Annotated in this window: 21 protein-coding genes; 11 read left to right on the forward strand and 10 right to left on the reverse strand. The window is 39.0% G+C overall.

The window, feature by feature from the left end:
- The first annotated feature begins 13 nt into the window (after window positions 1–13).
- A complete protein-coding gene (locus H5183_RS12780; RefSeq protein ID WP_145237732.1) occupies window positions 14–205 on the forward strand; it encodes a hypothetical protein in 192 nt (63 codons plus the stop codon).
- Window positions 206–446: 241 nt separating this feature from the next.
- Here H5183_RS12780 and H5183_RS12785 read toward each other — a convergent pair whose 3' ends face one another.
- Window positions 447–770, reverse strand: a complete 324-nt coding sequence (locus H5183_RS12785) for a BON domain-containing protein (RefSeq protein ID WP_182731848.1) — start codon at window positions 768–770, stop codon at window positions 447–449.
- Between the two features lie 469 nt (window positions 771–1,239).
- Here H5183_RS12785 and H5183_RS12790 point away from each other — a divergent pair, with 469 nt between their 5' ends.
- Complete coding sequence (locus H5183_RS12790) at window positions 1,240–3,318, forward strand: S8 family serine peptidase (RefSeq protein ID WP_182731849.1); 2,079 nt, start codon at window positions 1,240–1,242, stop codon at window positions 3,316–3,318.
- A gap of 89 nt (window positions 3,319–3,407) precedes the next feature.
- Here H5183_RS12790 and srmB read toward each other — a convergent pair whose 3' ends face one another.
- Window positions 3,408–4,640 carry an ATP-dependent RNA helicase SrmB gene (gene srmB, locus H5183_RS12795; RefSeq protein ID WP_145237725.1) on the reverse strand — a complete coding sequence of 411 codons (1,233 nt, stop codon included), beginning with the start codon at window positions 4,638–4,640 and terminating at the stop codon, window positions 3,408–3,410.
- A 76-nt stretch (window positions 4,641–4,716) separates the two neighbouring features.
- Here srmB and H5183_RS12800 point away from each other — a divergent pair, with 76 nt between their 5' ends.
- Entirely contained in the window at window positions 4,717–5,415 is a 699-nt protein-coding gene (locus H5183_RS12800; RefSeq protein WP_145237721.1) for a tRNA1(Val) (adenine(37)-N6)-methyltransferase, read from the forward strand.
- A 58-nt stretch (window positions 5,416–5,473) separates the two neighbouring features.
- Entirely contained in the window at window positions 5,474–7,210 is a 1,737-nt protein-coding gene (locus tag H5183_RS12805; protein WP_182731850.1) for a DUF4153 domain-containing protein, read from the forward strand.
- A 192-nt stretch (window positions 7,211–7,402) separates the two neighbouring features.
- Here the strand turns inward: H5183_RS12805 and H5183_RS12810 are convergent, their stop codons facing one another.
- Window positions 7,403–8,014 (reverse strand): SDR family oxidoreductase, encoded by a 612-nt coding sequence (locus H5183_RS12810; RefSeq protein WP_182731851.1) that lies wholly within the window; start codon window positions 8,012–8,014, stop codon window positions 7,403–7,405.
- A gap of 190 nt (window positions 8,015–8,204) precedes the next feature.
- On the opposite strand from H5183_RS12810, the gene H5183_RS12815 reads away from it, so the two are divergent.
- From H5183_RS12815 to H5183_RS12845, 7 genes are all read left to right on the forward strand, one after another.
- Complete coding sequence (locus tag H5183_RS12815; protein WP_145237712.1) at window positions 8,205–8,678, forward strand: VOC family protein; 474 nt, start codon at window positions 8,205–8,207, stop codon at window positions 8,676–8,678.
- A 396-nt stretch (window positions 8,679–9,074) separates the two neighbouring features.
- Entirely contained in the window at window positions 9,075–9,911 is an 837-nt protein-coding gene (locus H5183_RS12820) for a tyrosine-type recombinase/integrase (protein ID WP_182731852.1), read from the forward strand.
- Complete coding sequence (locus tag H5183_RS12825; protein WP_182731853.1) at window positions 9,908–10,996, forward strand: IS91 family transposase; 1,089 nt, start codon at window positions 9,908–9,910, stop codon at window positions 10,994–10,996. Before H5183_RS12820 ends, H5183_RS12825 begins: the two co-directional genes overlap by 4 nt.
- A gap of 337 nt (window positions 10,997–11,333) precedes the next feature.
- Window positions 11,334–11,819, forward strand: a complete 486-nt coding sequence (locus tag H5183_RS12830; RefSeq protein WP_182731854.1) for a hypothetical protein — start codon at window positions 11,334–11,336, stop codon at window positions 11,817–11,819.
- A gap of 105 nt (window positions 11,820–11,924) precedes the next feature.
- On the forward strand, window positions 11,925–12,212 hold the full coding sequence (locus H5183_RS12835; protein ID WP_182731855.1) for a hypothetical protein: 288 nt from the start codon (window positions 11,925–11,927) through the stop codon (window positions 12,210–12,212).
- 121 nt (window positions 12,213–12,333) lie between these two features.
- Window positions 12,334–12,873: a hypothetical protein gene (locus H5183_RS12840; protein ID WP_182731856.1), complete on the forward strand. Its 540-nt coding sequence runs from the start codon at window positions 12,334–12,336 to the stop codon at window positions 12,871–12,873.
- Between the two features lie 27 nt (window positions 12,874–12,900).
- On the forward strand, window positions 12,901–13,479 hold the full coding sequence (locus H5183_RS12845) for a hypothetical protein (RefSeq protein WP_182731857.1): 579 nt from the start codon (window positions 12,901–12,903) through the stop codon (window positions 13,477–13,479).
- A 583-nt stretch (window positions 13,480–14,062) separates the two neighbouring features.
- On the opposite strand, the gene H5183_RS12850 is transcribed toward H5183_RS12845, so the two are convergent.
- From H5183_RS12850 to H5183_RS12880, 7 genes are all read right to left on the reverse strand, one after another.
- Complete coding sequence (locus H5183_RS12850; RefSeq protein WP_182731858.1) at window positions 14,063–15,733, reverse strand: GGDEF domain-containing protein; 1,671 nt, start codon at window positions 15,731–15,733, stop codon at window positions 14,063–14,065.
- Between the two features lie 624 nt (window positions 15,734–16,357).
- Complete coding sequence (locus H5183_RS12855) at window positions 16,358–16,924, reverse strand: DUF2799 domain-containing protein (protein WP_145237681.1); 567 nt, start codon at window positions 16,922–16,924, stop codon at window positions 16,358–16,360.
- A gap of 160 nt (window positions 16,925–17,084) precedes the next feature.
- Window positions 17,085–18,719: a hypothetical protein gene (locus H5183_RS12860; RefSeq protein WP_182731859.1), complete on the reverse strand. Its 1,635-nt coding sequence runs from the start codon at window positions 18,717–18,719 to the stop codon at window positions 17,085–17,087.
- 136 nt (window positions 18,720–18,855) lie between these two features.
- A complete protein-coding gene (locus H5183_RS12865) occupies window positions 18,856–19,236 on the reverse strand; it encodes a hypothetical protein (RefSeq protein WP_182731860.1) in 381 nt (126 codons plus the stop codon).
- Window positions 19,233–19,601: a hypothetical protein gene (locus H5183_RS12870; RefSeq protein ID WP_179959150.1), complete on the reverse strand. Its 369-nt coding sequence runs from the start codon at window positions 19,599–19,601 to the stop codon at window positions 19,233–19,235. The genes H5183_RS12865 and H5183_RS12870 overlap by 4 nt, the downstream gene beginning before the upstream one ends.
- Before the next feature lie 132 nt (window positions 19,602–19,733).
- Window positions 19,734–20,624, reverse strand: a complete 891-nt coding sequence (locus H5183_RS12875) for a dienelactone hydrolase family protein (RefSeq protein WP_182731861.1) — start codon at window positions 20,622–20,624, stop codon at window positions 19,734–19,736.
- Between the two features lie 84 nt (window positions 20,625–20,708).
- Window positions 20,709–20,927, reverse strand: a complete 219-nt coding sequence (locus H5183_RS12880; RefSeq protein ID WP_145237669.1) for a hypothetical protein — start codon at window positions 20,925–20,927, stop codon at window positions 20,709–20,711.
- Window positions 20,928–21,125: the final 198 nt, after the last annotated feature.

The following is a 21,125-nucleotide window of genomic DNA, read 5'->3' on the forward strand; positions in this document are numbered from 1 at the left end:
TTGTAAGGAGCCAGTGCGAATTGATAAGGTTAGTGGCGGTATTGCAGCCCTAATTATTTCATCTATTGCAGTGACTATACTGGCGATGTTTTACGGTTCACCAAACTATTGGTTAAAAATAGTTCTGCCTGTAGTGGTAGCTGCCGAGATCGGATATTTTGGCCTCATTAAGTTTGGTATCGTTAAAATTAAAGCAGTTGAGTAAATCATAAAAATTCATCTGTAGATTAGTGTTTCTCACATTTGTGTTAAACGCATAAAATTGCCAATTAAACTCAGCAGTGAGTTTAATTGCACTAGCGATAACACAACAAAGCAGTTCTATTTCTATTAAATACCTTATTGTGCATTGCGGTGTGTTGGTGATGTTTTTATATGTTGAGCAAGCACAGTAATGCTTATCTTGTCTTTAAATAGTAGAGCCTTGCAAATCAATTTTTAATCTTCTATCTAGCTACTTTAACCTGCATTTTATTTTCAATAATTGCCACACCTTGGGTATTTTCTAAAAACTTTTGTGCCAGTGCGCGTTCAAAGCCGGTTTCGGTTATACCGTACAGGGCTACTTTGTTGCCATTAACGTGCACTTGTAGTTGCGAGAGGTGTAGGTTTGGATTCCTGCGCAGTTTATGAATTATAGTCTGTTGTAATGTCGGTTGAGGAGAAACGCTGCTGATCATAATTGTGCTGGTGGCCGCACTGACTTGTATTGTGCAGGCGAGTGAAATTATACAGCATACTAATGACATAGTTAATTTGAAGCGATTCATGATTCCTCCCATAACGTCTATTATATTTATTTAGTGACTAGTAACCCTAGTGTTACAATATTCATTCCAAGATTAAGTCATTGAAATATATTGATAATTTAAAATTGTTGTAAACTATTTAGGAGTTTTTTACATTCAACTGAGTAAAAAATACGGTAATTTTTAATTACTTTAGATTTATTTGTTCCTTTTTTTGTTTTTTTAGAACAATATGATATAAAATTACCTGTAACATTTATTTTACAAAAATCATTGAACTCAAGTAAATCAAAGGCATGTGGTTTAGTTACTGTATAGCCATCTAATTAAAAATATTTTCTTTAATTACAATAGATTAATTGCTCTACTTTCTATGGATAAACAACTGTACTCGGTTTGTTGACAGCGTTGTCTTTAGGTGTTTTTATTAAATTGATGTGAGTTATTTGTTAATTCAATTCTCTTTAAACTAACATCCAAGGATTTTTAAATGAAAGCGTCGAAAACCCCAACATTCAAAATAACGGCATTAGCGAGTGCTATTTTGTTATCAACAGCTGGTTCTGCAATCGCTGAGCAAGTAGAGTCAGAGCGTTTTATTGTGCATTTATCTGAGCAAACGACTGCTCTACATACTGCGTTTGCTCAAAGTAAAGCGCAGATTAATAATATTAAAGTAAGCTTGATGAGCGATGTTGCTACTCAAGCTAATGTTGAAGTACTACAAAGCTTGCCTGATATTAACGCAATGGCGGTGGTTTTAACGGCGGATCAAAAAGCTCGTTTATTACAAAGTAGCGATGTAGCCAGTATAGAAGTGGATCCAAAGCGTTATTTAATGGCCGAAAGCACCCCATATGGTATTACTATGGTTCAAGCTCAACAACTTTCAGATAACCTAACTGGCAGTCAAAAAGTATGTATTATGGATACTGGCTACACACTAAATCATCCTGACTTACCAAATACAGGCGTCACTGGCAGTGATGGTTATGGCGCTAATGATACAGGTAATTGGTATAACGATGGTAACGGCCATGGTACACATGTTGCGGGTACTATTGCAGCGTTAGGTGGAAATGGTCAGGGTGTTGTTGGGGTTAATTCTTCGGGCCAATTGGGTTTACACATTGTTAAGGTATTTAACGACCAAGGAATATGGGCATATGGTTCTGACCTTGTTGCAGCTATCAGTCAATGTCAAGCCGCTGGGGCAACAGTGACCAGTATGAGTTTGGGGGGGCCTCAATCATCTAATGCTGAGCGCCAAGCTTTTGCTAATAGCTATTCGCAAGGTATGTTGCATATTGCAGCTGCAGGTAATGATGCGAATAGCTCGTTAAGTTACCCTGCATCTTATGATGCGGTTATATCTGTGGCGGCAGTTGATAGAAATGGTAATAAGGCATCGTTCTCACAATATAATTCACAGGTTGAAATTGCAGCGCCAGGCGTTGGTACTAACTCAACATGGAATAATGGCGGGTATAAGAGTATAAGTGGTTCTTCCATGGCAACACCGCATGTATCTGGTGTAGCTGCATTAGTCTGGAGTCACTTTCCAAACTGTAGTAATCAACAAATTCGTGATGCTTTAAATACCACTGCGCAAGATCGTGGCGCACAAGGGCGGGATACCTCATACGGTTTTGGTATTGTTAAAGCAAAAGATGCCTATGATTATTTAGCACAATCTGACTGCGGTGGTGGTAGTGGCATGGATAATGCGCCAGTTGCAAGTTTTAGTGCAACCGTAAATGATAAACAGGTTACTTTCAATAATACCTCTACGGATGATAAAGGGATCAGCAGTTATAGTTGGAGTTTTGGCGATGGCAATTCATCGAATACTAAAAACCCTATTCATACTTATACTGCAGAAGGTAATTATACAGTCCTTTTAGAAGTAACTGACACCATAGGACAAACAAATCAGCGTAGTCAAACTGTGACTATCTCATCGAATCCTCCAGGCGGTTGTGATGGTTTAGCTAGTTGGGATGCAGCAAAGTCATACCGTGTTGGTGATTTGGTTGAGTTTAACCAAGTTAAATATAAAGCAACTTGGTGGTCAACGGGGGCAAGTCCAGCGATTTATTCTAATGTTTGGTCGCGTCAAGGTAATTGTCAAAATGACGGTGATGTTAATCAAGCACCTAAAGCGAACTTTGATTTTAGTGTCAATGGGTTGGCTGTCAGTTTCACTAATGCATCGACTGATGATGTGGCTGTTACAGCCTATAATTGGACTTTTGGTGATGGCAGTGTCGCTAATACCGTAACACCCAATCATACTTATCAAGCCGCAGGTTCCTATGATGTAGCACTTACGGTAAGTGACGCCCAAGGACTTAATCATACCTTAACTAAAACAGTAACTGTTACAGATGGCACACAAACTGGCTGTACAGACTTATCGAACTGGAGTGCAAGTGCTGTATACACGGCTGGCGAAGAGGTGGCCTATAATGGTAAGCGCTACAGTGCGAAATGGTGGACACGCGGTGCAAACCCTGCTGATAATTCCAGCGCATGGGCCGTTTGGAAAGACCTAGGAGTTTGTCAGTAGCTGTTGGTAATTAAACTAAAAAGCCGAGACTATGAATATGAAGTAACCCCATAAGTCTCGGCTTTTTATGTAGCGTCAAAGCAGATGAATTATTTCTTTTTCTTAGCTTTTGCTTTGGCCTTTTTACGGGCTTTGATTTTTACCGGATCTTTATGTTTTTTGATTGGCGCTTTAGCTTCTTTATGACGCGGCTCAAATCCTTTAACAACACGGCGTTTAAGGCGCAGCTCAATGTAGCGTTCAATTTTTGCTAATACTGCAATGTCATGGGCTTCTACTAACGAAATTGCAATGCCTTTCTTACCTGCGCGAGCAGTGCGGCCAATACGGTGAACATACACGTCTGCTGTGCGTGGCATATCAAAGTTGATCACATGACTAATATCAGCCACATCAATACCGCGGGCGGCAACATCAGTCGCAACTAATATTCTTGTACGGCCACTGTGGAAATTTTCCATTGCCTTCATGCGTTTGTCTTGTGGCATCTCGCCACGTAACCAGGCTGCACGAACCCCAGCATTGGTCAGCTCGCCGACTAATGTTTCTAGGCGATCACGGGTTTTAACAAACACAATAGCTTTGCTTAAGTCTTCACTGTTTAGTATTTCAACCAACATTGCTAATTTATGGTTGTAATCATCAGCAATGTGTACCCATTGGTGGATTTTAGCTTTTTCTTTACGTGAAGATTCAGCTTCTAATAGGGCTGGATCTTTTAAAATTTGCTCTGCAAATCGTTCAACGCTATCGCCTTCAAGAGTGGCTGAGAATAAAAAGCACTGACGACGATTTTTTGCTTCTTCACAAATACGCATCATTTCTTTACGAAAGCCCATGTCTAACATGCGGTCTGCTTCGTCTAAAATAAGCATCTCGACGTTTTCGGCATGAAAGTTTTCGGTTTCTAAATATTCCATTAATCGCCCTGGTGTGGCGATTAATATATCGTTATTTTTTTCAAAAATTTCTTTATGCGTACCGTAGTTAATACCGCCAGTAACAACACCAATTTTAAGGTTAGTGCCTTTAGCAAGTAGTTCACACTGTTCATGAATTTGATAAGCTAACTCGCGCGTTGGAGTCATGATCAAAACACGGGCAAAACCAGGCTCGCGACGCGGGAAATCAAGTAAGTATTGAATCGCCGGGATCAAAAATGCCGCTGTTTTACCAGTACCGGTTGGTGCAGAGGCTAAAATATCACGGCCTTGCAGCGCTTCAGGAATCGCTTGTTGTTGAATGCTAGTTGGGGTTTCGTAACCCATTTTAGCAACGGCTTGTAGTATCTTGTTATCAATATCAAAATCAGAAAATTGCATAGAGTGTCAAAAATAGAGGACAATTGCTGGTAATTATACGCGCTATCCGCCAGTTGGTGAATGAAAAGGTGAAAAAATGTCAGGCTTTGTGTTTAAACAATTTAAAGTAGCGCAAACGCGCAGTGCGATGAAGGTCTCGACGGATGGAATTTTACTCGGTGCATGGGCTGACTTAACTACTTCACAGCGGTTACTTGATATTGGCACAGGTACTGGGTTGTTGGCATTAATGTGCAAGCAACGCAAACCAACTATGCAGGTTAACGCTGTTGAAATTGATGCCAATGCATGTGCTGATGCGCAGCAAAATTTTACAAATAGCCCATGGCCAGATATTACACTGATGCAAAAAGCTATTCAGCAAGTAACCACCACAACTGAGTTTGATGTTGTGATCAGTAACCCTCCGTATTTTAATGCCAGTTTAAAAGGGCAGGACTTAGCTCGTAATACCGCACGTCATACAGATAGCTTAAGTTTTAGTGAGTTAATCACTGCGTTCAAACACCTTAGTCACCAAAATGCTTTTTTAAATGTGATCCTACCTTGCCCAGAAGCGCAGTTGTTTATTGCACAAGCGCAATTACAAGGTTTGTATTTAGTGCGCCATTGTTTAGTACAAACTACTGCCACTAAAGCGCCGAGCAGGAGCTTAATGTGCTTTGCTTATCAGATGCAAGAATGCGAGCTGACCAGCTTAACGATTCATGGTCAAGGGGCTCAATATAGCGATGAGTATATAGCTCTGTGTAAGGATTTTTACTTGAAAATGTAATCATCATTGAATAAAAGGTACATTTATCGCACACTGATGAAAAACCTGAGTGATAGATATGGATAATCAACTACCTAAACCTTTTATTTTTGTACTTTCCTTAGTGCAAGGCATTATTCTTACTTTGTTATATCGCAGTGTTGAAAATCAGCTATGGCCTGCGACAGAGCCAGTTTGGTTGTTTTCTTTAGTTACTTTTACCATTAGTTTTGTGCTACTGACTTTACTTGCTGTAGAGCAAGCTAATATTAAAAAACTGCTTAGTTACTTGTTACCATTTAGTCTGTTGTTATCACTCCTTGGTGCTTATATTGGTGCTCAGCAATACCCTATTGCGCTGGTTAATAACGATGCTTTAACGGCCATTTTTATATTCACAGCCTTAATTGCCAGCTTTAAAGCACTTATGTATATCCAACAACTGATTGGTAATGAAGCAATTAGTTATAGCCAATTAGTCAAGCTCTCATGGCGTAACTTTATTTTGTTTGCAGAGTGTTGGTTATTCGTTTTAATTTTCTGGGGAATTTTGCAGTTAGGAGCGGCGCTATTTAATGCGTTAGAGATTACATTTTTCTCTGAGCTACTCAAAAAAGACTGGTTTTGGATCCCAACTTTAACCTTAGCGTTCGGTTTTGCCACGGTGATCTTTAGAGGGGTTATGCATATAGAAGATAACATCTCATTTTTATTGCAAACCTTGATTAAGTTTTTACTGCCAGTACTTACGGTTATTTCTTTAGGCTTTTTAGCGACGCTACCGTTTACGGGGCTAGATAAATTATGGCAAACAGGCAGTGGTAGCTCGTTAGTTTTATGGTTACAGGTACTCACTTTATTTTTTGTGAATACGGTTTATCAATACGCTGCTGATCAGCGACCTTATAAAATTGTAATACACAGGTTAGTATTTTTTGGTATTGCTTTATTACCAATTTACAGTGTGATTGCCGCTTATGGCATTTGGCTTAGAGTTGAACAATACGGGATCACGGTGGGTCGCTGCTGGGCTATTTTAGTGTGTCTTTTACTTGCGTGTTTTTCATTCGGGTATTTAGTCGGGATCGTTAAAAAGCGCGATGCATGGCAACAAGTGCAAAGCAAAGTTAATATTGTGATGGGGGTAGTGATTTTAATATTCATGCTACTAGTGAACTCGCCAATTTTGAATTTTCAGCGTTTATCTACCGAGAGTCAAATCGCGCGCTTAAATGAAGGTGACGTGAGTATTGAAGAATTTGATTATTATTACTTCTCAAGTAATTTAGGACGCCAAGGCTATCTTGCAATGCAAAAGTTACAAGCGCAAATTCAGAGTACTCATCCAGAGCAAGCAATGATCATTGAGCGAATGTATGTCAACCCAGATAATCCAGAGTTTGAGGCTTTAGCCGAGCAAACATCAATAACAGAGTTTGTTACGCACTCGACGTTTTGGCCTAGGCAGCAGGTGTTTTCGGATGAGTTAATTCAGGCTGTATTCGAGAGCTTACATTTCAACCGCTGGACACCGCTTAAAAGTCATTCATTTTATTTTATCGCCATAGATTTAAACCAAGATGAACAACTCGATTATGTATTTATAGATGAATCGAATCACTCTACTGAAGCTAATCTGTGGTTGCATGATGGCACTCAATGGCAATCAAAATACATGACTATCGATAATCCCGAGCAAATTAAATTACTAAAAACACTGATTGATGCAGATAACATTGAGGTTGCACAACCCAAATATAATGATTTGAAAATTGGCGATGTGCTGTTTAAAGTCAGGAGTGATATTGATTATTAAACAGGGTTTAAGGTCAGAGTGTTCAAAATATTAGTTAGTAATTCAATATAAAGTTCAACGCAATAACGTTTAGCGTAATACATTGAATCACCAAACTAATAAATATTGTTAGGCTAAGTAACAGCAGGAGCATACAGAAAATTATTCTGCTATAGCTCCTGGTATTTCTGTAATTACAGCCAGATACTGGCTTTAATTGGCATCAAATAACTCAAATATTCGGTTGTCACCAGGAGCCGTTTTTACCACTTGCAACAAGGCATTTGCCACGTTTTCACGGCTGACTTTTGCATCTTTACGTTCACTTGGCCGTTGCGTGGTGATTTGCAATGAAGCACTGTCGTTGGTAAGTGAACCTGGGCGTACAATAGTATAATTTAGGCCGCTATTGATTAGATGTTCGTCAGCCATATGTTTAGCAACTAAGTAAGGTTTTAAATCGCTTTCTGTTGCATCAGGATCATCTGCGCCAATTGAACTGACCATAATAAAGTTTTTTATATCATATTGCTTTGCATAATTTACGGCTTTAACCGCAGCCCATAAATCAATTAATAATGTTTTATCATCGCCGGTATTTCCGCCAGAACCGGCAACAAAAATTACCTGTTCGCAGCCTGCAAATGCTTGGCTAAAGTCACCCTCGAGATCTTGCTCGGTCACGCTGAGGTAGGGACTATTTAAATCGCTTAACTTATTTTTATCACGTACGAGAGCGACAACCTGATGCTGATCATTAAGTAGTAACTGTGTCGTTATTTTACCAATCTGGCCACTTGCGCCTATGATTAATGTTTTGCTCATCATTAACTCCTTCAAAAAATAGCTAAATTGCTCACTGTGTTTATAGACCTTGGGGGAGATATTTATTTTTAAAGGGCTAGAACCACTTTATTACTTAAACCAGAGTATTTAGTTTTCATTTTTGTAAAGCTGACTTTCAGCTGATATCGACTAACCTTTATTTAATAAGGTCACACATTTGGAGCGTAAAATGACGGTTTCAGCAATACCAAAGGGGTATCATGCAATTACTCCTTACTTGATAATTAACGGTGCAGCAAAAGCAATCGAGTATTATGAGAAGGTATTTAATGCCCAGCTCATTATGCAAATGCCGCTGCCAGATGGCGGCATTGCTCACGCAGAAATTAAAATTGGTGATTCGCATATTATGCTTTCAGATATGTGCCCTGAAGCGCATTTTAAAAGCCCTGATGAGCTTGGCGGAACGCCTGTGAGCTTAATGCTTTACGTTGCAGATGTAGATGCCGTATTTGCTAATGCGGTTGCCTTAGGTGGTAAAGAAATACGCCCAGTTCATGACCAATTTTACGGTGATAGGGCCGGTACATTACAAGACCCATTTGGCCATGTATGGACAATAGGCACTCATAAAGAAGACCTCAGCGATGACGAGATTAGTCAACGCATGGTTGATCTGATCAGTAAAGAAGAAGACGCATAAATTACAGTGGCTGATATCTGATCTCATAGTTTTGAAAAATAGGTTTATATTTCATCTGAAAGACAGCTATGAGCGAGAACCAGTTATTGAGATTGGCCAAATATAATAGTTAATTGATTGGTCAAACTACTGTTTGCGCATATATTCATGAAAATTAGCGGCGTGCGAATATTGTTCTATTTAACTTTACTTAAAAGTTTTAGAAAACTTAGTGATAGTAATACCTTAGGTTATTTGTTAAAACTATATAAAGTAGACAAATGAGCGTTAAGTCGGCAGAAATATGCGCGATGAGCGCACTATTAAATTGTTGAACTAAGCCGCTACGCGGAGATCCTATTCTGAACATTTGAGCCACACTTACCTTGGGGTTATCCCATAACTTGGAGGTAAGTCATGAACCCACTCATAGAACAAGTCAAAACAGAAATAGCCTATCGAGGTTATTCGCAACTTACATGTAAAAGTTATTGCGAGCATTTACTTAAACTGAGTCATTATTTTGATAAGCCACTCGATTTAATTACCGATCAAGAACTGAATACCTTTTTTAACGATCCTGCTATTCGTAAACTTTCTAGAGCAAGCCAAAAAGTACAGATAAACAGTATTTGGTTCTTGTTTAAGAATATTTTACATCGGCCATTGAACTTAGATATTGCACTGCCAAAAGCGAAGTCGCGCGCACCTACCTATTTATCACGTGATGATATGCGGGGGCTGATAGAAAGCTGTACGGATGATATGCGACTAAAAACGTTAATAGTGGTTTGCTATGGGTGCGGTTTACGTATTGGCGAATTGTTACGTATCAAAGTGCAAGACATCGATGGCCAGCGTAAAACCATTTTAATTGAACAAGGTAAAGGGGATAAGTCACGGTATGTTGTAGTTTCAGATAGCGTACTAAACCAATTACGCAGTTACTGGAAAATGTATCACCCAACGGGTTGGATGTTTTACTCGCGATTGTTAATGAATAAACCTATGTCAGCATCGACCTTCAGGAAGCCATTGAGAAAACACGCACAAGCGTGTGGTTTAAAACACTGTAATCCACATGCACTACGCCATGCTTATGCAACACATCAACTTGAATCAGGAATGCTACTTCATCAATTGCAACATCAGCTTGGTCATAGTGATATTAAAACGACACAAAGTTACTTACACTGGTTACCTGAGTTAGGGCATGGCGGCATTGATTTGCTTGCGAGTTGGAGTAAACAATGAGCGCTTTGCACCTTGCTGATATTTTAAACTCAAATCTTGAGAATTATCGGCAACATCATACGATAAGCTATCAACAACTGCGTGTCTGTCAGCACCTTCAATCATGTAGAACAGGTCAGCTCGGTTATCAAGCATGGCAATGTGATAACTGTGGGGAGTCGCAAAAAATTGGGTGTAGTTGTCGAGACCGTCACTGTCCGCGTTGCCAAGGCATGGCCACGGCTAAGTGGGTGCGAAGACAGCAAGAGGATTTATTACCGTGTCGGTATTTCCACCTTGTTTTTACGCTCCCTCATGAGTTGAATATCATTGCTCACTATAACCCAAGTGTGTTGTACCAATGTTTGTTTAAAGCCGTATGGCAAACGCTGTGTAAATTTGCGAAACGAAAGATGCATGGCCAGTTAGGCATGACAAGCGTACTGCATACATGGGGGCAGAACTTAAGTCAGCATATCCACTTGCATTGTTTGATACCCGCAGGTGCACTTGAAAAAACGCACTGGCATGAAATAGCAAAAGGCTATTTATACCCCGTAAAAGCGTTATCAACAGTCTTTAGAGGAAAAATGCTGGCGGCGCTCAATGAATGCGATAGTTCATTCGCGAAGATAAACACGCCAACCAAATGGTGCGTGTATAGCAAAGCCTGTTTAACGTACAGTGAAAAGCTAGTTAGTTACCTTGCTCGTTATACCCGAAAAGGCGTGATATCAGAATCACGATTAGTGTCAGTGAATGAGCAGTCAGTGAGCTTTAAATATCGCGATTATGCAGATAACAACCGCGATAAAGTAATGACACTGAGTTGTGATGAATTTTTACGGCGCTACTTACAACATGTATTGCCTAAAGGGTTTATGCGCATTCGCCACTATGGTTTTTTAGCTAATGCGTGTCGTAAGCGAAAGTTAGCCCTGATAAGGGCTCATGTATCCACCGCATGCAAAGCGGTGAAGCCCAAAACAGAGCAAGAACCATTGATACCGTATTGGCCTTGTCAGTCATGTAAGGTTGGTATCTTACGGTTTATTGGTGTGATAACCTCAGATATTTCGACGAATGAAATAGTTCGAACGAGTTAGCAGCTTTGCTTGCTGCATTAAATCAATGAGTTAACCTGCTTAACTGCTCAGGCTACTCGCGATTGTGCGTGAGAAAAAGATCATTGCTTAACGGTGAAACATTAGGTTTAATAGGTGCATAATAAACGCTGAGTAACGCAGGGATAGCTTAGATACGATAGACACGCCAGTAAAGTTGGCTTGATATCGCTTAGGCCATAAAAAGCAAATTCCCATAGCATAAGTAACACCAACTCTGACACACCGAGCAGGTAGCGCCTCAGTCCAACAAGCGATTATGCAACACAAACTGCGTGTCGCATAAATACTAAAATGTTATGCTGCTAGGAGTCTTAGTGTGAACAATGACATTTCAAATGTACAAGTTTATAAAGAAGAAATTGCAGATTTAGTTAATGCGCATGATAAAGGTGATTATTTAAGAGTTTTATTACTATCGCCCCAATTACTTATTTTGATCTTAAATAAAATAGCAAACGAAGCTGATGAACTATTTAGTTCTATGTGGGAAAAAAATATCACAGATGACGACAAAGAAGTTTATAAAATTGTAGGTAGATTAGAGCGTGAACAAAATGATAAAACGTATATAGCTAATTGCCTAGTTAACTATTATGAAAATCACTATTGGGGCAAAGATAAGTCAAAAAAAGAATTCGTTAAATACTTTACAAAGCTTGAAGATTTAATTTCGTTACGTAATGAATTTGCTCATGAGTACTATGCTAGTAAAGCTTCTAATAGACGAGTTAAAAACTGTTCTAAAGGAGCTCTAGATTTAGTTTTTTTGTTTGCTAATCATGAATACTTAAACGCAGCATAACAAACGCATCAAAAATGACGTCAAACGCTTGGCTGACGCTCATTCTTCGCTAATTTTAGCCAAGCATTATCCGCATTTTATGCGGGCGTTATGTAACTAGAGATAATGAAAGCTCAGAGTAAAACCACAGAATTAAGAGAACTCATAAAAGATGCACGTTGGGGCATCTGGCTTTTTGGTGGTCTTAATTTACTCGTTTTAATCTTCTTTTTGCTCGATGGTATTTACAACAAATTTGTATTTTTACTGCTCTTTATTCAAGTATTTCTTCTAGTAGTGTGGTTTTTACCTGTATTTTGCTATCAAGTGTTCTACAAAAAGTTAAGAGGAAAAATTGCCATATACAAAGCACTTGCATCGTACAAAGAAGCTGTAAGTCATTTTTCATGGTAACGTTACATAACAAGCGGTTTATGAAAGGACTCGTTACGGCTTGCTCGGGTTCGTTCCTCACCAATTTTAGCAAGCCTAAACTCGCCTCATAACCGGGCGTTATGTTTTATGGAGAGTTCTAGTGCGAGTTCCAGCAATATTATCATTCATTATTATTTTCTCTTTTCCTGTAAATGCAAAAATAGCTGATATATCTTGGAATGAATTCATAGAACAAACTGAATTAGTGGCATTTGTATCAATTCAAGAAATGAAACGAATTGATGAAACATATGGCGTAACAAAAGTAAAAGTCTTGAAAGTTATAAATGGAACCGACAATCACAAAGAAATTGATGTTGATTGGAGCATTGGAAGAATCAGCCAGCCATTATTTGATATTTACCATAACTATGTTGTCTTCTTGAAGAAAAAAGATAATGGAAAATATGAAGCTTCAATTATTGGACGATCCTTTTGGAAAGTAGAAAAAGACTACTCTACTCAAGAGTATTTTGTTGATTTAGATATGGATATCCATATGAGGAATTTGATAAATATACCTGAATACATTTATAGCTTAAGAGAAGTTTCTCCTAATAACCAACATGGAAAACCATATAATGTCAGAAGAGTTTATTTAAAAAAGCTAACTGAATATTTTGAGTCAAATAAAACATAACAGGGCGTTATAACTCACGAGGTAATTATGGAACCAATCAGTGCATTTTCAACAATCATAGGTTTAATTTGTAATTTTAAAGCAGAACAGCGTTCAACCTCTGATGATAACTATAAAGAATTTATCGAATGGTTAGATACTAAAAGGCATAAAAATGTAGTAAATGAATTACATTCTAATCATTTGTTAGGAATAAGCATAAAAAATCTATTGTCTAGAAATCACGATTCAATTTTACAAAAACTAACTCAACTTGACTGCTCCTTAATAGATTTAGCTTCTCAAATTGATGGCTTAAAAGATATAGCATCAGCAGTATCTCCACATGCAGGTTTATCTGATCAAGCACTTTCTATACTCAAACAATTTGATGAATCAGGTGGCAGTGTCTTTTTAGAAACTAAGGTTAAGGAAGGAACTTACTATCAAGTAATGGACGCCCAAGGTGATATTAAAATTACCGATGGCCGATTCGTAAATGATGACTTAGATAAATTATGTGATTTGGGTTTGTTAACTCCCGATTATAATAAAAGTGGAGGCAAACTGTTCAGATTCACAAGAGCAGCTGCAAAGCTTGTTGAGCAGGTAAAAGGTGAGTTATAACACATATGAGCCTTAACTCTGTCAATAGGCACTAGTGTTCTTTTTGACCGTTTTTATAAATGGACGGTCAATTCTAAATCAATAAACAAATTCGTTTACTTCGTCTAAAAGCCAGAGGGGTCAAATCTTGACTTCACACATCAAGAATCATCAATGTCCGCTTCTACCACTTTGCCGATATTACGGCTGTGAGCGATAACCCTCAAGATTTCAAAAATGCTGTTTATATTTCATCGTGCCCTTAACTGGGAAGCAGTGAATTATATTGAGAGTGAGTCTACGTAAAAAATTTAGTTATTAAAATATTTTCAAGTGAACTTTTTTGGAATAAGTACAAGGCGGTTTTCACAATAGATGTGTTCAATAACGTGACCCAAAGCGCTGTGACTTTTATTACCTTGCTAGGGTTATTGATTGTAGCCAATCCATAAAGTCAGTTAGGCGTTTAGTAGGTTGTCTACGTGATGAATAGAGTAAAGACACCGGCATTGGCTTGGCTTCAAATTGAGGTAGGACAGAAATTAGTAGGCCTTTCTAATGGGTGACCCATTGGCTGTTTGGAACTTGTATACAAACAACTCTATTAGTCGCTTACTACAACTCTATTTCGGCCTTGCTCTTTAGCTTTGTATAGAGCCGCATCGGCACGTTTAAGCACTTGTTCATAATGACAATCGCCTATTTCATACATGGCAACACCAAAACTCGCCGTAACATAAAGACCATCGATCATCTCTTCTTTTTCAAGTTCTTCACGTAACGTATCGGCAACGCTTTGCGCTTCCAGAGCACTTGTATTTGGTAACAACACGGTAAACTCTTCGCCACCAAAACGAGCAACCATGCCTTTGACACCAACTTGTACAGCAAGTAATTTGGCCATTTTTTGAAGCACGATATCTCCAACAGTGTGGCCATAATTGTCATTCACTCTTTTAAAATGATCCGCATCTACCATAATAACGGCTAACGGATGGTTCGACTCTTGCGCTAAACGATATTCATCAAGCAGGGCTTCGTCTAATGCCAATCGGTTATAGCTATGGGTTAACGGATCTTGTCGAGCGATAGCTTCTAGGGATCGATTACTTGCTTCTAACTCAGCCGTACGAGTACGCACCTTGGTTTCTAACGTAACGTTCATTTGCATTAAAGACTGCTCTCTCTCCAATAAGGAAGACATCATTTCCTGTAGTGAACGACTTAAGCTAAGCACCTCACTCAATTGACTGTCATCTTGGAAGGTGGCCTTTCGATTTCCTTGCTGAATACTTTTTGCTGTGAGCGCTAACCGTTCCAATGGGCGACTTAATGTACTAGCAAATTTATAGGCCAGTAACATACAAAGTAAGGTCGCAAACACACCAAAAAAAAGTAGTAATTTATGAACTTCTTTTACTGCTGACATAGCAATAGACAATGGCTGACGTACGACGATTTGCCAACCAAGATTCGTTGATTCTGGAGAGCGTACAGAGACTAAACTGGTCAGGTATTTTTCGTCATCTTGCCAAAGCAAAGATTTAAATTGCCCATCTTTAGGCAGTACTTTTGGTACTTCAATATTGTTAGGAAAATGATTATCTGGATATAAAACACTGTGCTCATTATCGATAATAAAGATATCGATCCCTTTTCTTTTCGAAACGTCAGTCAAGGAAGATAATAAAACCTCTCTAACCCAAGCCCAATCAGCATGAGTGGCAACCACACCTTTCAACTCACCATTTTGACCTATGACAGGAGCAGCAAAATCGACAAAGCGAATTGGCGCACCGTCTTTCGGCTTAGGTAGCAAGCTTTCAAGTAATAACGCCTTATGCACATCACCTACAAAAGGTCCCGATCGACCATGAATAAACCAAGGTCGCTGACTGACATCAGCCCCTTTCAATACGCCATTACTTGATGCTAATACCGCACCTTCAACATTAGCGAAACCAATCCAAGCGTAGTCTTTATAGGAGCTTTTAATTTGATCAATAGCATACTGCAAAGCGCTCAAATCTTGACTTTCATACAAAGAGTAGCGCGTACTAAGCAAAAGAACTTCTCGCTCACGCTCCATGAGATTAGCCGACAGCATATTTGAAATAGATTGACTTAGATTTACTAGCGATTCACCGCTAGCATTTGAAAGACGAGTAGAAGTAAGTTGGTAAAAAGAGGTAATTAGCACAAAACTTAGAGAAAGCAGCAGTCCTCCAGATAATAAAGTAATGCGCTTTCGAAAAGTATCAAAGCCTCCGAACATTATATGCTTAGCCTATTTATCCGTGTAAAAAGTAAGTATTAGGCTAAGTATAGTAACAGCCTGCGTATTATCATGACTTTGCTCATTGATTCTCATCAGCTTTGATCACTTTATTTATCATTTTATAGAGCTGTTTTTAAATTAGCTTAACTGATCATCATCAGTCAATTTATTTAACTGCTTTCGTATCGATTCTCCTATCATTTCATGCCAGTTTTCCTGTGCTAGCTGGCTTATAATTATGGAAATTAAAGGGTGACCCCGTTTGGTTTTTACGCGTAGTTTGCAATGTTGCTTAGTGAAGACAGCGGCTGGATTACGGGACAGCGAATTGAAGCGTCTGGCGGTATGTTTCTTTAATTTTCAGCTAATATTAGTGCTCTGCCGCATTATTTTTTATAAGGATTCAAAGCCCTCTGCGTGAGGGCTTTCATCGCTACTATAAAGCTCTTAATATATTGTCAGAATTAGTTAAACTCGAGCAGTGTTTACTGGCTCAGACTTGCTTTGACAGTTCAAGTTAAGACTTATTCACATAAATTACAGTGGTTTTTTTTAATCTGAATTTTGCTTTCGCTTTTTGCATTAACCCAGCCCTATTATTACAGGCTGGGCAGAAGGTAATTAAGGAAAGGTAATTTCAACTGTTGAGGCTTTATTCAATAGTGGTAATAAGGATTTTTCGCGTCTTAAGTCCTTTAACTCACGTTCTAATTGGCGTTGCTGTGTATTTAGCTCTTTACGCTGCGTTTGCGTGATGTTATTGCTGTTTAATTGCTGATTAAGTTCAGAGAGTTGTTGTTTTAGCTCGGTTATACGGTTATCAATTTCTATACGACGTTGTTGAATTTGATAACGGTCGTTACCTTCTTCCCACGCTTTTCGAAATGCACGACTGTTACATACACCGTTATACGAGACTCCGCGCATAGCAAGAGTAAAGCCGTTTTCAGGTTGACAATACACCGCTAAACCACTTTCGTAGCTACTTTTAAATTGTGCTATGTTTGGGGTAATATTGTAATCGTTACACGTCGCGATCTTTGTTATGCCATCGGCATAATCACCACCGTTTACGCCGTGTTCATAACCTAAACTTTGCCAATTAGCGACTTTACACTCATCTTGACTTAACGTTGTGCAGCCATTTAGTAGTGCTATACAACTTAATATAAATAAACGATTTGGCATAAACTTCCTGTTCTGTATCGGATTTACTGACATTTTAAATGATCTTTAGCATCGACATTTTTGTTTTGCCGATGCCTTATCTTACTTGCGATCGCTATAAAAAATACACATTTAAATATGTTATAGACTAATTTTATGTAACAAATCTAGTCGATACAAATTAAAAAGTTGTACCCACCGATAATCCAAGTTGCCATGAGTCGACCGCTTGGTAATTACCAAGGGGTTTACTTAAATCGATATGTACGACGTTGTCATTACTAGAGCGCGATGAGAACAGACGAATACCTAAACCAACACTACTAAGCGTACTATCAGTGATATTAGGTGTTTGCACTTTGCCAGAGGCACGCCCAACATCGACAAAGCCCACAAAACCTACATCGGCAATTTGATATAAATTTATGTTTGGATATATACGTATCTCTGCGCTAGCTTGTATACTTTGTGTGCCATGTTGGTAACTTTGTGGAAAGCCGCGCATACCTTCTTCACCACCTACAGCAAGTGGTTGTTCAGCGAATTCGGTATTTTGCCACTGTGCATTTATATGACCATACAAGGCAAATAAAGGGGAGAGACGCAGGTTAACTTGCCCTTTAGAAAATAAAGCGACACGATCTTCAAGTTCAGTACCAATTTCGGCATTTAAGCCGCCGCTAAATCTAAACAGGGTGGATGAATCGCTCGCCCAGGCTTTGTCGATCCCCGTTTCAACAATAAAGCCTTCACCGGGATTAATCATATCAGCACCAAATTTGGCGTTTAATTCCCAGCCAAGGTTAATATCTTCGCTGTGATTGATAAGGTCGATGTCTTGAAGGACGGTAAAATCATCTTGTATCCAGTGAACGCCAAGCCAAGGTGTTGCAATGGTAAAGTTATTTAAGTTAGCGGGAAGCGGTGTGTTGGCAACTTGATCATAGCGGATGTCTTGATAATCAATCCCCGAAAGCCAATGTGTTGTTGCGCTGCTGTCTTGTGACCATACGCCACCTACTGCAAGCTGCCCTTGTGTATCATCAGAAAAAAACTCAGAGCGAGTTTCGCCATTTTGATATATAGAGGTTTTTTGTTGTTGTGTTTTAGCATAATAACGTCTTAGAGCATCACTACTTCGTTGATAAAAAGGTTGTTGATAGTCAAACATAAAAACTTGTCCATCGTCATAGTCATCGGCTTGTAAGCTCAATGTCGCATGCGGTTGCCACGGCACAGGCATTTGCAGCATGGTATGATAACCGCTGCGTTCGTGATCTGTTTTATATTTTACTGATGCGCGTATGCCATAGCCTAAAAAGTTTTCTTCTTTAAAACCAATGCTGAACTTGTTATTGCCGCTGCTGCGACCAAAGTCAATGGTTGGTAATAAACTCCAGGTGTCCCATGTTTCAACAATTACGGCTTGGTCATTGTTGTCATTACAGTTTGGCGTTGTGCTGATCTTTGCGTCGCGAATATATTTTTTCTTACGCAGGATACGCTCAGCTTCTCTTAATTGCGTGTCATCGACTTGTTCGCCCAACTGAAATGGTAACTGCTCATGAATAACTGCTTTACGAGTATCAATATGTAACCAATTAATAAAGCGATGTAAGGCTGTGGTTTCAGGTGAATGCGGATCAAAAATTGGATTGTTTTTGATAATTATTTCACCAAGCGGTGCATTTGGTTCAATGGTCGCAGGCTGGGGCTCAATAGCATTACAACTCGATATGGACTCGAGTGAGTTAGCAGTCTCTGCATTGCTACAGCAGCAGTAAAATAAACAACTAGTTAAGATGATGCGTTTCATAAGTGCCTGAGTTTAATGACTGCGTTGAACATAAGCATATTCAGCGTAGTGTGGTAGTAATTTAAACTCAGCATAGAAGGCAATACTTAAGGAAAGCTTAACTTAAACTGAAAGTTTGACTAATTAAACATCGAAACTAAAGCGGTTTTTTACTGCGAGGAGCGCCTAGTACAATCGCTATTTGGCAGACACATATCGACAAAAATCCACTTATGCCCAAAGCTCCGCCAAAGCTACTAAGGTAAGGCACTAAATTATCAAACAAAATCGAAAAAATAACACTGGCAGAAAACAGCGTGTAAATACCAAAGCGCTTTGGTGCGCTCATGCCTATAAATGTGCCACCAAAAAAAATGCTGCTATATAGCTCTGCGTTGAACTCGGTGGCAAGTAAAATAAGGTAAGCGATAATAGCTAAAATTGCTGACGCTCTAATCGCATCTAGACGGTTATGCTTAGCTAAATAAAAGGTCAAAAACGCGCCAAGTAAAGCAAGTGTTACCGATGATAAACTCATGCCGCAAGCCCTTTAGCTAATACAAACAAAGCAACACTAATAAAGGCGATACTTCCTAATTTACCACCAAAGCCAGTAAACACTTTAGTCGTCAGTACGTATAAAATAGCCCCAATCAATGAAATAATTGCTAATTCCCAATAGGTATTAATCAACCCCTGAGAGCACATTCCAGCAAAACTACCAGCATAAACAGCTGCGTAAGGATGATTTGCATACTGTTTTGGAAAAGGAATAAAGCTGCCAATAAGTCCGGTTAGGCAAGATGCAATAACCGCAGGCACTGCAAATTGTGTATGAAGGGTAAAACAAGCAACACATCCACTAAAAAAAGCGATGTATTTTAGGAGAAAAAATTTAGTCATAGAGTCGGTGACTTTTCTTAACTGAAGTACTTAATACTGAGTGAAGTTAGTGCTAGCTTATTATGCTTGGCACTAACCATTATGCAATTAATCAAGGTGCAATTAAACTAGATATAATTAAACAAGATATAATTAAACAAGGTGTTGCTCAAAAAATGCTAAGGTTCGTTGCCATGCAAGTTCTGCATTCGGTTTATCGTAACGGCCCGTTGAGTCATTATGAAAACCGTGATTGGCATCTTTATACATATACATTTTATAATCTACATTGAGACTTTTTAAATCGCGCTCATAGTCAGGCCATGTTGCATTTACGCGCTCATCAAGCTCGGCTAATTGGATCATTAACGGGGCTTTAATATTTTTGCGCAGAGCTTCGTTGGCGGGCGTGCCGTAAAATGGTACTCCGGCGCTTAATAATGATGAATCAACCGCAGCGAGGTAATTGACAATATAACCGCCAAAACAAAATCCAACGGCACCAAGTTTACCATTACTGAGTGGGTGTGATTTTAAATAGTGGGCTGCGGCAACAAAATCATTTTGAATTTTCTCTTTATCCATTGAGCTTTGCATGGCTCGCCCTTCGTCATCATTACCCGGATAACCACCTAGCGGAAATAGCGCATCGGGTGCAAAAGCGACAAAACCCGCTTTGGCTAAACGACGGGCCACATCTTTTACATAGGGGTTTAAGCCTCGGTTTTCATGCACCACTAAGACTACCGGGCGCTTGCCCTTTAATTGTGTTGGCACTACTAAATAACCTTGTCCTTTGTTATGACCATTGGGGGAATCAAAACTTTGGTAAGTTGCTTTAATTGATTCATCATTAAACGAAACTTGTTCGGCTAAGGCATAATTTGGTAATAACGCTGAAGTGAGCACTGTCATTGAATAACCAAGGGCGACTAAGCCACCAAGTTTTTTCATAAACGTGCGTCTATCCATTTTGCCATGAGCGTATTCATCGTACCAATCAAAGGCTTCTTGAGGAATGTGATCTGAATGTGGGTTATTCATTGCAGTGCCTATATGTTATTGATTTAAGATTTAATAACATAGCTGAGAGAACTCAAAATGTATATTGCTGTATGCTTAATATACTTAGCTAACTTCTTCACCGGCATGTTTTGCGGCTAATTCATCAAGTTCTGCGCAAGTGTAATCAAACCCCGCGCCATCGAATTGATAATTTACTTTAACGTCAAAACCACCATTAAGAAGTTTTGTTTTTACCCGGGCGACAGGCCAATGCTTTAATTCGTTTAAAAAACGATTAGCGATTTGACCAGATTGGAAGCGATAGCGTATTTCTGAATTCATATAAAGTAAGTATAATTTGGGCTGTTAACTTCGCAGTTTGTGGATTTAGCCGATTTAGTCAAGTTTTTTGTTCTTTAACATGCTTGATAAGTTCAATTGTGCGCTTATTAGCATTGGTTTTCGTCTACTTTTGCTTTAACGTAAGGGTCTGTCAGATAAAATAGTTTGCGAGAAGATTACAAGGTATGCCTAAGTACG

It is taken from the genome of Pseudoalteromonas sp. SR44-8 (assembly GCF_014163635.1).
In the GTDB taxonomy this organism is placed as follows: domain Bacteria; phylum Pseudomonadota; class Gammaproteobacteria; order Enterobacterales; family Alteromonadaceae; genus Pseudoalteromonas; species Pseudoalteromonas rhizosphaerae.

What these genes read in the sequence shown, in the direction of transcription:
- H5183_RS12825 (WP_182731853.1), top strand. Translation starts at nt 9,908, where the DNA reads ATGAGCGCTTTGCACCTTGCTGATATTTTAAACTCAAATCTTGAGAAT.
- H5183_RS12820 (WP_182731852.1), top strand. Translation starts at nt 9,075, where the DNA reads ATGAACCCACTCATAGAACAAGTCAAAACAGAAATAGCCTATCGAGGT.
- H5183_RS12860 (WP_182731859.1), bottom strand. Translation starts at nt 18,719, where the DNA reads ATGAAACGCATCATCTTAACTAGTTGTTTATTTTACTGCTGCTGTAGC.
- H5183_RS12865 (WP_182731860.1), bottom strand. Translation starts at nt 19,236, where the DNA reads ATGAGTTTATCATCGGTAACACTTGCTTTACTTGGCGCGTTTTTGACC.
- H5183_RS12870 (WP_179959150.1), bottom strand. Translation starts at nt 19,601, where the DNA reads ATGACTAAATTTTTTCTCCTAAAATACATCGCTTTTTTTAGTGGATGT.
- H5183_RS12815 (WP_145237712.1), top strand. Translation starts at nt 8,205, where the DNA reads ATGACGGTTTCAGCAATACCAAAGGGGTATCATGCAATTACTCCTTAC.
- H5183_RS12850 (WP_182731858.1), bottom strand. Translation starts at nt 15,733, where the DNA reads ATGTTCGGAGGCTTTGATACTTTTCGAAAGCGCATTACTTTATTATCT.
- H5183_RS12810 (WP_182731851.1), bottom strand. Translation starts at nt 8,014, where the DNA reads ATGAGCAAAACATTAATCATAGGCGCAAGTGGCCAGATTGGTAAAATA.
- H5183_RS12805 (WP_182731850.1), top strand. Translation starts at nt 5,474, where the DNA reads ATGGATAATCAACTACCTAAACCTTTTATTTTTGTACTTTCCTTAGTG.
- H5183_RS12845 (WP_182731857.1), top strand. Translation starts at nt 12,901, where the DNA reads ATGGAACCAATCAGTGCATTTTCAACAATCATAGGTTTAATTTGTAAT.
- H5183_RS12835 (WP_182731855.1), top strand. Translation starts at nt 11,925, where the DNA reads ATGAAAGCTCAGAGTAAAACCACAGAATTAAGAGAACTCATAAAAGAT.
- H5183_RS12790 (WP_182731849.1), top strand. Translation starts at nt 1,240, where the DNA reads ATGAAAGCGTCGAAAACCCCAACATTCAAAATAACGGCATTAGCGAGT.
- srmB (WP_145237725.1), bottom strand. Translation starts at nt 4,640, where the DNA reads ATGCAATTTTCTGATTTTGATATTGATAACAAGATACTACAAGCCGTT.
- H5183_RS12855 (WP_145237681.1), bottom strand. Translation starts at nt 16,924, where the DNA reads ATGCCAAATCGTTTATTTATATTAAGTTGTATAGCACTACTAAATGGC.
- H5183_RS12785 (WP_182731848.1), bottom strand. Translation starts at nt 770, where the DNA reads ATGAATCGCTTCAAATTAACTATGTCATTAGTATGCTGTATAATTTCA.
- H5183_RS12880 (WP_145237669.1), bottom strand. Translation starts at nt 20,927, where the DNA reads ATGAATTCAGAAATACGCTATCGCTTCCAATCTGGTCAAATCGCTAAT.
- H5183_RS12875 (WP_182731861.1), bottom strand. Translation starts at nt 20,624, where the DNA reads ATGAATAACCCACATTCAGATCACATTCCTCAAGAAGCCTTTGATTGG.
- H5183_RS12800 (WP_145237721.1), top strand. Translation starts at nt 4,717, where the DNA reads ATGTCAGGCTTTGTGTTTAAACAATTTAAAGTAGCGCAAACGCGCAGT.